The sequence below is a fragment of the Cupriavidus sp. 8B genome (assembly GCF_054589115.1).
Genome location: NZ_BAAILO010000086.1, coordinates 16,732 through 27,612 on the forward strand (window position 1 = coordinate 16,732; position 10,881 = coordinate 27,612).

Annotated in this window: 6 protein-coding genes and 5 pseudogenes; 3 read left to right on the top strand and 8 right to left on the bottom strand. The window is 60.8% G+C overall.

Going from position 1 to position 10,881, the window contains the following annotated elements; translation table 11 throughout:
- Nucleotides 1-182 precede the first annotated feature (182 nt).
- From ACYP5B_RS08155 to ACYP5B_RS08165, 3 genes and pseudogenes are all read left to right on the top strand, one after another.
- The gene (locus ACYP5B_RS08155) at nt 183-743 is read left to right on the top strand and encodes a Clp protease/crotonase-like domain-containing protein (RefSeq protein ID WP_459569242.1); all 561 of its coding nucleotides are present in this window, start codon (nt 183-185) and stop codon (nt 741-743) included.
- An 8-nt stretch (nt 744-751) separates the two neighbouring features.
- A complete protein-coding gene (locus tag ACYP5B_RS08160; RefSeq protein ID WP_459569243.1) occupies nt 752-2,299 on the top strand; it encodes an AMP-binding protein in 1,548 nt (515 codons plus the stop codon).
- A gap of 7 nt (nt 2,300-2,306) precedes the next feature.
- Nucleotides 2,307-2,586 (top strand): annotated as a pseudogene (locus ACYP5B_RS08165) (IS110 family transposase); the annotation flags it as partial.
- A gap of 441 nt (nt 2,587-3,027) precedes the next feature.
- Here ACYP5B_RS08165 and ACYP5B_RS08170 read toward each other — a convergent pair.
- The 8 genes and pseudogenes from ACYP5B_RS08170 to ACYP5B_RS08205 form a co-directional block, all read right to left on the bottom strand.
- A pseudogene (locus ACYP5B_RS08170) lies at nt 3,028-3,224 on the bottom strand (glutamate--cysteine ligase); the annotation flags it as partial.
- Nucleotides 3,225-3,290: 66 nt separating this feature from the next.
- Nucleotides 3,291-3,892 (bottom strand): annotated as a pseudogene (locus tag ACYP5B_RS08175) (2-hydroxychromene-2-carboxylate isomerase).
- Nucleotides 3,893-3,941: 49 nt separating this feature from the next.
- Nucleotides 3,942-4,949 (bottom strand): NAD(P)H-dependent flavin oxidoreductase, encoded by a 1,008-nt coding sequence (locus ACYP5B_RS08180; RefSeq protein ID WP_459569244.1) that lies wholly within the window; start codon nt 4,947-4,949, stop codon nt 3,942-3,944.
- A gap of 36 nt (nt 4,950-4,985) precedes the next feature.
- A pseudogene (locus ACYP5B_RS08185) lies at nt 4,986-5,693 on the bottom strand (SDR family oxidoreductase).
- Between the two features lie 309 nt (nt 5,694-6,002).
- Nucleotides 6,003-6,659, bottom strand: coding sequence for a flavin reductase family protein (locus ACYP5B_RS08190; RefSeq protein ID WP_459569245.1), 657 nt, complete (start codon nt 6,657-6,659; stop codon nt 6,003-6,005).
- Nucleotides 6,660-6,684: 25 nt separating this feature from the next.
- Entirely contained in the window at nt 6,685-7,671 is a 987-nt protein-coding gene (locus tag ACYP5B_RS08195) for a tripartite tricarboxylate transporter substrate binding protein (protein ID WP_459569246.1), read from the bottom strand.
- 106 nt (nt 7,672-7,777) lie between these two features.
- Nucleotides 7,778-9,037, bottom strand: a complete 1,260-nt coding sequence (locus tag ACYP5B_RS08200) for a serine hydrolase domain-containing protein (RefSeq protein ID WP_459569247.1) — start codon at nt 9,035-9,037, stop codon at nt 7,778-7,780.
- A gap of 280 nt (nt 9,038-9,317) precedes the next feature.
- A pseudogene (locus tag ACYP5B_RS08205) lies at nt 9,318-10,049 on the bottom strand (SDR family NAD(P)-dependent oxidoreductase); the annotation flags it as partial.
- Nucleotides 10,050-10,881 lie beyond the last annotated feature (832 nt).

The window sequence follows — 10,881 nt, forward strand, 5'->3', positions numbered from 1 at the left end:
ATCCAGAAAGGACTGGCTACGGTGAGCAGCACCCTCGACCGCCTGATCAATAGTGGCAAAGCGGGTGAGGCCGAGCCCGCATGGACGGCTCGGTATCCATCGTGCAATACCCATCGTCGCCTATAACGGGCTGGCGACCTTCTCAAGTCGATGCAAATCGGCGCGGTGTTTAGGAGACCGCAATGAAGCACATAGAAGTTGTGGCGGACCGAGGCGTCATGTTCATTGGCCTTAACAGACCAGACCGGAAGAATGCCATCACTTTCGATAAGCACGGAGCCCTTGCTGAGTCAATCAGAGGCGCAGGCAGGCGCGGCGAAGTTCGCGCTGTGGTGATACACGACAGCGAAGAAGCATTCACGAGCGGAAATGACGATGCCTCAGAGGCAACATCGAGATTGGTAATTTTCCCGGAGTTCGGGTCAAGTCAATTGCCGCCGAACAACGTCGGGACGCCTAGGGCGACTGAGTTGCTTCTGCTTGGCGAGCCCTGCACCCCGCAAGACGAGGCTGAATGCGGCCTGATCAACATTCTCGCGGGAACAGCGTTAGAGCACGCGATGGACCCTTGCGCGATTCGGGCAATGCGTTCCCTCATTCGCAGAAGTGAAGATGAGGGAAAGCTCGATCCTATCGACCTCAAACTGCCAGAGTCTGCCATCTGTCTCAGGTCCGCCGAACCCAAGAATGCTCTCGCGGCCTTTCTCGAGCGTCGTGCGCCTGGCTTCTCCCTTTTCTCTTGAGAGGCGACATGGCGCATCCATCGCACTACGCGCAGACCATGCCTAAGAAGATTGCGGCTGTCTTCATACCTGGCGGGCGCGAAATCACGTATTTCCAACTGGAAGAGGGGGCCAATCGGGTTGCCAATCTTCTCCGCAGTGCCGGGATCAAGACCGGAGACGCTGTGCTCTTCTGCGTCGAGAATTGCCCCGAGTTCCTGTATCTGGGATGGGGGTGTCAGCGCGCTGGCGTCGTTTTTACGCCGGCGTCAACCAAGTTAAGCGCCGATGACCTGCGCTATATCGCGCGCGATTGTGGAGCGCGCGCTGTGTTCATTTCAGTGGCCGCCGTCAACAACACGAGTCTCTTAGCGGCCGATTTTGGTTCCGCAGCATGTTTCGCCCTTGGGGGCGATATTCCCGGTTTTGAGCAATTCGAGGACGCGCTTGGTGCGTGCCCAGTGACATCAATCCATGATCCCGCTCGTGGCAGGGAGATGATGTACTCGTCCGGGACGACCGGGCGGCCAAAAGGTGTGCGCAAGCCGATTCCTCCCATATCGTTCCGTGACATGGACCCGCGCGATGCTTCGTTTGCCAGCAAGCCGGGCGTCGATACGTCCATGGTCCATCTCTGTACATCACCTCTGTATCATGCCGCGCCGCACCGAAACGTCTCGGCGACCCTGGCGCTCGGCGGTACCGCTGTGGTCATGGAGCACTTTGATGCGGTTCAGGCTCTCCATGCCATGGAAAAATTCCGGGTTACCCACAGCTTATGGGTTCCGACAATGTTCCATCGATTGCTGCGCCTTGACCCAGGCATGCGCATGCAGTTTGACCTTTCCAGTCATCGCTTTGCGATGCACGGCGCCGCACCTTGCCCCATTCATATTAAAGAGGCAATGATCGAATGGTGGGGGCCGATCCTGGAGGAATATTACGCGGGAACAGAAGGGATCGGCGCCTGTGCGATCAGTTCGCTTGAATGGCTCGCTCACAAGGGGTCAGTGGGTCGTGCCGTCGAGGGAATCGTTCATATCCTTGCCGACGATGAGAATGAAGTGGATTCTGGCTCGACAGGAACGGTGTACTTTGAGTCGGACGCCAGGTTTGCCTACTGGAACGATACCGACAAAACTGCGGCGAGCCGAAGCAAACAGGGGTGGTGGACCTACGGTGATATAGGCCATCTCGACGAAGAGGGATACTTATACCTCTCGGACCGCCGCGATTTCACGATCATATCCGGCGGCGTGAACATCTATCCACAAGAGATAGAGAACCTTCTTGTAACAGATGACCGCGTGCTCGACGTGGCTGTCTTCGGCCTGCCCGATGACGAGTACGGGGAAGCGGTACACGCAGTGGTTCAGGTCGAGCGGCAACCGGGCACCCCTCACGCGTTAGCTGAGGAGTTGAGAGCCCTTTGCCGCAGCAAGCTCGGTCCGGTACGGGTTCCGCGGTCCTTCTCGTTTGTGCTCGATTTTCCGCGCCTGCCCACGGGAAAGCTTCAGAAGAAGCTGCTGCGGGACACATTAATTCGCTCGATGAAACCTTCGTCCGTGGGCATTTGAGCCGCATATCACCAAGACCGGCAACAGCTACGCAAGGAAGCTGCTCGTCGAGGCAGTCTTGAGCTACCCGCACCCCGGCACGCGTGAGCCTCGAAATCCAGCGTCGGCACGAAGGCATCCCGAAGGCCATCATCGATCGCGCCGGGGACGCGCAGCTGCGGCTATGTCGCCGCTATCGCAAGCTGGCGGCGCGCGGCAAGAGCAGGAACATCGTGGTTGTCGCGTTGGCGCGCGAGCTGGCCGGGCTCATCTGGAACATCAGTCATGTCGTTGGCCGTGCCGCGAGAGGCGCGCACGGCGTAACACAGCGCTTCGACAACTCAGGCACTGTGGCTGCAACTGCAACTGCAACGGCGAGAGATAGTGCCGTCGAAAGAACTCGAACGGCACGTCGTCGGACGCTTCGAGCCGCGCCTGCTCGCGAAGCGATGCCTCGGCGAGCCCGTGGAAGAGCGCGGAGTCGGTATCGGACCAGGCAAGCTCGAGCAGGCACGTTGATTCGCATCGCTGCGCGAGCGGGTGCAATCCAGGTGCGAACCGCTGAACTCGGCAGACATGGCCGTCAGAGCGCGGGCTGACGCTGGGTGCGGACGTCCCCGAGACCCTCTCGCGCTTTCACCACCAGTTTGTCTACCGCGCGATGGGAGACGAGATGTTCTGGAGGGCGAGCATGCCCTGCGGCCTGCCGTCCGATGACGGCTTTTCCGATCGCGCGCTACGGCTCGTCCAACGAACTCGACCTGCGACTCGCTGAATTCGGTGGTGATGCAAGCGTGTGTCAAGGCCGAGCCCAGCGCCACCGATGGGGCGTCACGGAAAGACTGCTGGCGCGACGCACACGCAGCGACTCTTTCTCGACGCCACGCCGGATGCCCGTCAGCCGTTCGGTCGAAAACGCATTAAGTCGGTCTTGAATCGCTAGGATGGGAGTTTGCCATGCGAAGCCTGGATGCCGGGGCAGAGCCGGCCCGCCGGAGACGGCCGGATCAATTCACAGAGGCTTGCCTTGCAGCGTGTGACAGACCCATTCGAGGCGGTCTTGGGCGAAGAACATATGCTCGCCGACGAAAGTGGTCGGGGCGCCGAACACACCACGCTTGACGGCCTCTTCCGTCGTCGAGCGCAGTTGCGACTTCACCTCGGCATCGTTGGTGAGTGCCAGGATCGCCTCGACGTCGAACCCCGCGTCGACCAGCGTTTTGGCGACAAGCTGGGGCTGGTTGAGGTTCAGCGCATCGACCCACAACGCATGGAAGACGCTGCGCAGGAAATCCTGGAACCGGTCTGGCATTCTCATCTGTACGCCGGTGGCAGCTCGCATTAGCGTGAGCGTGATGATGGGAAAGTGCGGGTTGCACTGATAGGGAACGCCGTAAGCCTTGCGTGCGGGGCGTAATCGATGTTGGTGTATGCGCCCTTGGCCGGACTTGTCGCGGGCGAGGCATTGCCAATGGCCTGGAATACCCCGCCGAGCAATATGGGCTTGTAGACAAGCATGCCACCAGTTTCTTCGCAGATCGTCGGCAATTGCGTCCATGCGAGGTACGATGCCGGACTGCCGAGGTCGAAATAGAACTCCGCAGTCTTGGGCATGAGTTTTCTCCTGAGTCTGATGGATTTCCGATGTGTACGTCGAGTTTCCTCAGGCGGCAACGCTTTCCTCGGGCATCTGTCCGGACCCGAGAATCCGGGCGAGGCGCTGCCCGATCAGGTGGCTGGCATCCGCCATGATGCGATCGATGAGCTCGCGTACGCTCGGAATGTCGTCGATGAGGCCGGCGACCATCCCGCAACTCCAGGCCCCTGCATCCATCTCACCGTCGAGCATCACTTTCGGATAGACGCCTGCGACCTGCTCGAGGATGTCGGAGATCTGAATCTGCTCACCCTTGTCGCGCTCGATTTCCAGGATCTTCTCGACGCCAGCGTTCTTCAGCACACGCTCCGTGTTGCGCAATGGGCGCATCACGAGTCGCGTGTCGAGCTCGGTGGCCGCGACGATGGCGCGCTTCACGTTCTCGTGAACAGGCGCTTCCTTTGTCGCCACGAATCGCGTGCCCATGTTGATGCCGTCGGCGCCGAGGGCGAGGGCGGCCACCAAGCTACGGGCGTCGGCCATACCGCCGGAAGCCAAAAACGGGATCTTGAGCTCATTGGCCGCTCGGGGCAGCAGGATCATGTTCGGGATATCATCCTCGCCGGGATGGCCACCGCACTCGAAGCCGTCCACGCTCACCGCATCACACCCGATCCTCTCGGCCTTCAGAGCATGCCGGACTGACGTACACTTGTGGATCACCTTAACTCCGGCCGCCTTCATCGCCGGCATGTATTCCTCAGGGCTGCGCCCTGCTGTTTCGACGATGCGCACGCCTCCCTCCACGATCGCCTGGATGTACTCGGGATAGGGCGGGGCGGAAAAAGTCGGCAGGAATGTGAGGTTGACGCCGAAAGGCTGGCCCGTCATCTCGCGACATCTGGCGATCTCCTTCGCCAGCAGTTCTGGTGTGCGCTGCGTCAGCGCGGTGATGACGCCCAGCCCGCCGGCGTTCGAGACTGCGGCCGCCAGCTCGGCCAGGCCAACGAAGTGCATGCCGCCTTGCACGATGGGGTGTCGAATGCCGAACAGCTCGGTGATCCGTGTCTTCATGGGATTGAGTCGTATTAGTTGTAGAGTGGGTCCGTCTCAGAAGCGTCCCATGTAGGGCCTGAGATCGAGTTCGTGGGTCCAGGCATCACGCGGCTGCGTGTGCAGGAACCAGTAGTTGCCCGCGATTTGCTCGGAGCATAGCGCTGGGGGAAATTGTTGCGGATGAATTCTGTGTCGATGGCTCCGTTGACGACAACGTGGGCCACGTGGATGTTCTTCGGACCCAGTTCGCGAGCCATGCTTTGAGCCAGCGCGCGCAGCGCATGCTTGGCACCTGCAAAAGGCGGCGAAGTTGGCGGAGCCGTGAATGCCGGCCGTCGCGCCGGTGAACAGGATTGTGCTGCGGCCGCGTGCCACCATTCTGCGAGCCACTTCGCGGCCGTTCAAGAAGCCCGAGAAACACGCTATCTCCCAGATCTTGAAGTACTTGCGCACGGTCTCGTCCAGGATGCTGCACGGCACATTGGCGCCGATGTTTAACACGAGCACCTCGATGGGACCGATCTCCGACTCGATCTTCTCGATGAGTGCGACAACTTCTTCTTCCTTGCGGGCATTGGAACCAAAGCCGTGGGCGTTGCCTTCCTGGTCGCGGATCTCTTCGAGCAGCGGCGTAAGCATCTCGGCATCGCGGCGGGTGGCGCAGACAACGAACCCTTCACGAGCAAACCGACGTGCGATGGCTCCGCCGGTCGAATCACCTGCGTCGATGACCAGCGCGACTTTCAGGCTAGTGGGTTCCATGAACTCGCTTTCCTTTGATAAACGATCGTTATGTAAAAGTACGTGCTTGCGCACCGGGTGTCAAGACTTCTCTCATGTAAAGAGCTCTAGTTGCATTCGTAAAACGCGGACAGCCCTCAGGCGGCGTCCAGCAGACCAGCATATCGGCGTCCGACCACCCAGCGGTTCAGGCGTATCGCGGGCATTCGGATGAATTTCAAGTATTCGCCCACGGTGGAATACCGCATGGCCTACCATGTCCATGGCCGGCGGTTGCGGCAGCACTAGGCCGGCATGGGGGTGTCGGCATGTGACGTCTTGCGGACGATGCTATCCCTTGCCGTGCGACGACGGGCTGCTAGCGCCAGCGAGCCGCGCGATCTGAAAGACATTCTCTGGCGAGACCTGGACATAGTCATTCAGTCCGCCGGACCGCATGATCGGATATGCCTCGGCTGTCTGATACACGCCGTCTTTCAGGAGTGTCTTGTCGATGTACACGGCCACCACTTCGCCCAAGACGAGCCAGCCACCTACCTTTTCGCCTTCGGTGTTTCGGAATTGCACGATGTCGATCACCTTGCATTCCATAGCCGCGCGGCTTTCGCCCACCCGCGGGACGTTGACCTTGCGACCCGCCACGGCCGTGAGGCCGGCGAACTGGAACTCGTCCTCGCCGCGCGGAAGTGGTGATGAGGTCTGGTTCATCTGATCACCGAGTTCGCGGGTGACCAGGTTCCAGGTGAACTCACGCGTTTCCGATGCGTTTTGAACGCTATCCTTCCAGGCGATCGAAGAAAATCCGATGATCGGTGGGTCGTAGTTGAACGCGTTGAAGAAACTGTAGGGCGCGAGATTGACCCGCCCCTGCGCGTCGCGTGACGAGATCCAGCCGATGGGTCGCGGTGCCACCAGCGCATTGAGCGGGTTGTGGCTCAGCCCGTGGCCCTCGGCGGGCTCGTAGTAGTGAAAGTCTCGAACGGTCATAGTATGGGCCTCCGGCGCGGCAGCGTTATTGCGCCACCAGATTAAGGGTCTTTGCGATGTTGACAAACTTCTCGTTTTCTACGCGCAAGAATGCCGCTGCCTGCTGCGGCGTCATTGAGTCCAGCTTGCGAAAGCCCTGCGCAGTAGCGAGCGCGAGGAATTCCGGGCTGTCGTTCCACTGCTGGAAGGCCCTGCTCAGGCGCGCGACAACGGCATCGGTTGTGCGCGCGGGCGCGAACAAGCCCGTCCAGATCCCGAATTCGAAGTTCTTGAATCGAGCGTGCTCGCTCAGCGTCGCGACATCCGGCATGAGCGGATGTCGCTTGGCGCTCGCGAAGGCGATGGCCTTGATCCGCCCGGCCTGAACCATTCCTAGGATTGGCCCCGCAAGAGGAACAAACGCGAGGTCCACCTCGCCTCCTGCGACGGCCGTGGCCATGGGAGCGATGCCTTTGTACGGCACCTCCAGCAACTTGACGCCGACCCGCTCCTGGAATTCAGCGGCCGCGAGATGAGCGAGCGTGCCCTGGCCCCAGTGGGCAATGGAAAGCTCCTTCGCGCCACGCTTTTGCATGTGTTCGAGGAGCACGGTGAGGTTGTTGAAAGGGCGGTCGGGATGACTGACGAGGACCATGTCCGAGATCCCGAACGAACCGATAAGCTTGAAGCTGTCGAACGTGTACTTAGCCGAAGCGACCGTGAGCGGCGCCACCAGTAAATCCGGACCCGCCGTCGCGAGCAGCGTGTATCCGTCTGGCGACGCCTTCAACACGTTCATCGCCGCGATGGAGCCGTTCGCACCGGGCATATTGTCGATCACGAGAATCTGCCCAAGGGCGCGCTCCAGCACCGGTGCGGATGGACGCACTGAAGCGTCCACCCCGAACCCGGGCGGGTAAGCGACCTTGATCAGGATGGATTTGTTTGGATAGGGCTGCGCCGTCGCGGCGGCGGCGCAGCAAAGCGCGACTACAACAGCGGCATCAAAGAGTCTGCGAGTCAGTGTTTTCATGTTTGTCTCCGTGCGCCGGTCAAGCCGGTGTAGTGTTGTGAAGGAAGGAGTCATGTCATAGACCCTGCGCCCTCGATCCTGAAGGGCGGTGACCGCCCTTCAGGCATCAGTTCAGCGAGGCGTAAACGCTCTTTTCAAAACCGTAGAACACGTCCACGGTTCTCGGGTCCACGGACGGCAGCGACTGCATCATGGCGAGGCCTGCGATGTTCAGCGTGGGGTCGATCCAGAAGTACGTATTGGCCAGCCCCGCCCAGGCCAAGCTGCCGGCACTGCGGCCGGTGGGCGCCGCACTCTCGTTGATCATGAAGCCCAGGCCCCAGGTCTTGGGCACACCGGGGAAGAATTCCACGTCGCGCGAGAGAAAAGGAATCTGCGTGGGTAGCTTGCTCACGCGAAGCGCCCCCATGGCATTGTGCGACATCAGGGCCACCGTCTCCGGCTTGAGGATCTGGTTGCCGTTTCCCCGCCCCGCATTGAGGATCATGCGCATGAACTTCAGGTAGTCGTTGGCGGTCGAGTACAGGCCTGCGCCGCCCGACTCGAACTCGGGATCCTGCACTGTTCCCAGATCGATCACGGATAACTTTCCGTCGTCTCCGCGCAAATGCATGCCGGCCAGTCGGGTGCGCATGGCCGTGGTGATCTTAAACGCCGTGTTGTCCATGCCCAGCGGTCCTGTGATGTTGCGCTGGAAGTAGTCACCCAGGCGCAGGCCGCTGGCGGCTTCGATCAGCTGGCCCACCCAATCGATGCCAATGCCATAATTCCAGCGCGTGCCGGGGTCGAAGCACAGAGGCACCCGCAGCGCCGCTTTCTGCCCCGTTAGGATGCCGGGGACGTTCTGCGTGCGGTAGTAGCGCTCCAGGTCCGCGTTCCATATCTCGTAGGTGAAGCCGGACGTATGGGTGAGCAGATGCCGCAGGGTGAGCTGGCCCTCGGCATCTCGCAGTTCGGGCGCGCCATTCGTGTCCCAGCCCTCCAGAACCTTGAGATCGCCCAGCTCGGGGATCACCGCGGACGCTGGACCGTCCAGGCTCAACTTGCCCTGCTCGACCAGCTGCATGGCTGCGGCGCTGGTGATCGGTTTGGTCATGGAGGCGATGAGCATCACCGTGTCCATGTCCATCGCTGCGGAGGCGCCGAGCGCGCGCGCTCCCTGCGCCGCGGAGTAGAGGGTCTCATCGCGAGTGATCACCGCGGCGGCTACGCCGGCTGTGTCGCCGGATGCGACGGCACGGGTCAGCACGGAATCGGCGTTGGCTTTCAGTGCGGCGGTGTCATCTGATGACGAGCGGCAACCGGCGACCGGCAACGCTGCCAGCGCGACGGAGGACTTGAGAAATGTGCTGCGACCGTGTGCCAAGGTTTGTCTCCGTACACCGGTCAAAGCCGGCAAATTGTTGTGAAAGAATGAGTGATACGTTGAAGGCTTAGCCAGCTACGGCGGCTCCGAGCCATGCGTGCAAATTCGTGAGGGTGTGGGCAAAGCGCTGACAGGGGTACGCGCGGGCCGGGTTTTGAGCCGCGAAATACATGCCCAGCGGTTGTAGGAGGTCTGGGGAGCCATCGCATCAAGTGCCTACGAACGCTTCTCCGTCAGTAAAGAGGGAGCGGAAGCGCAGCTGGAAATCTGCGGTTGGCACCATCCAGGGCCGCAGTTCCATCTCGTCGTCCAGGCATCGCGGACTGCTGATGCGTCCGGGTCTCAGAACGCAAATTCCAGTGAGCATTTGCCATCGAGCTGGGTTGAACGATTCCATCCCGGTCCTTCAACGCATAACGCTCGGGGAAGTTGTCGCGGATGAACGCCGTGTCGTTCGTGGCGTCGATCACGGGACGCGCGACGTGGATTCCCTTGGGGCCCAGTCCGCAGGCCATGCTTTGCGCGAGCGCGCGCAGCGCATGCTTGGCGCCGGCGAATGCAGCAAGACCTTCGCGTCCGCGCAAGCTGGCCGGCGCGCCCGTAAAGATGATGGTGCCGCGACTCCGCGGCAGCATGACCTTCGCCGTTTCGCGACCCATCAGGAAGCCGCCGAGGCAGGCCATCTCCCAGACCTTGGTGTAGGCGCGGGTGGCGGTATCGGTGATGCCGAAGCGAACATTGGCGCCGATGGTGAAGACCGCCACTTCGATCGGCGCGATGTCCTTTTCGATCTGCTGCACCAGCGAGATCATATCGTCCTCCTTGCGCGCGTTGGAGCCGAAGCCGTGCGCCTCGCCGCCTTCGGCCCTGATCTCGTCACCAGGGGCTGGGGCTTGTCAACAGTTAGGCGGGTAACGCATGCGATGTAGCCTTCTTTGGCAAAGCGCTTGGCGATGGCGCCGCCGGTAGCGTCGCCGGCTCCAATCACCAGAATGGCTTTCTTGTCTGCCATGTGAATGGTTCCATGGATGAGTAAGAGGGCGCGGGGCCGCACCTGAGGTGCATTTAATAAACGTTCGTTTAGTAAAAGAAGCGTATGTTATCGTCAGCCCTCTGTCAACAAGGGTTTCCTCCATCCATTCTTGAGTGTGAGTCGCTGCGCTTTCCGGTCGATGCTTTCCGCGACCCAGGGGATCGGGGTCAGGCAGTGTTCGCTGAAAGAACTTTCTGCACGAAAGGCCAAATCGGCCACGCATGTCTTGCCGAGCAGGTAGCCCTTTTTTCGTCGACCGATATGACTTCGCTGGCCTGAAGTCTCCACCGATACTGCTCCTTACCTGAACTGCTCCAAGGTGGTGCCGGCCTTCACGCGTCTGATCGACGCCACTGTGGCTGACTTGAGGACCTGACGTCGCCGGCCGCAGTTGTGGGGCCATCTGTCTATTGCGCCATGAAGAGTGCGATGTTCAGCCGCTGCGTCAGCGCACGGGGCGCGTGGCCTGTGAGTTGCTCGACCGTGGAGGTTGACTCCGCCCGACTCTCTCAACGTCCAATCTGGCAGGTGCCAAACGCGTGGGCATTGTTTGCGACACTACATACGTCGCACAGGGGCACCGGCCCACCGATAACGAGCTTGGCCTGGATTGGCGGGCCACGACGCCATGTCATGGCACTTCCAAGCAAGTGGTGGCCCCCCAATGCAATCACCAGCGGCGACGTTCCGAGAGACTGAGGCCTCAGCAGCCCTATCTTCACGGAGACATAACATGCCTATCATTGTTTGCGAATGCAAGGTCGGAATCGAAGCTGGCGTCAAGGCCAAGATCGCCAGCGAGTTCACGAGC

Coding starts and splice junctions, on each gene's coding strand:
- ACYP5B_RS08190 (WP_459569245.1), bottom strand. CDS start 6,659: ATGACCGTTCGAGACTTTCACTACTACGAGCCCGCCGAGGGCCACGGG.
- ACYP5B_RS08180 (WP_459569244.1), bottom strand. CDS start 4,949: ATGAAGACACGGATCACCGAGCTGTTCGGCATTCGACACCCCATCGTG.
- ACYP5B_RS08160 (WP_459569243.1), top strand. CDS start 752: ATGGCGCATCCATCGCACTACGCGCAGACCATGCCTAAGAAGATTGCG.
- ACYP5B_RS08195 (WP_459569246.1), bottom strand. CDS start 7,671: ATGAAAACACTGACTCGCAGACTCTTTGATGCCGCTGTTGTAGTCGCG.
- ACYP5B_RS08155 (WP_459569242.1), top strand. CDS start 183: ATGAAGCACATAGAAGTTGTGGCGGACCGAGGCGTCATGTTCATTGGC.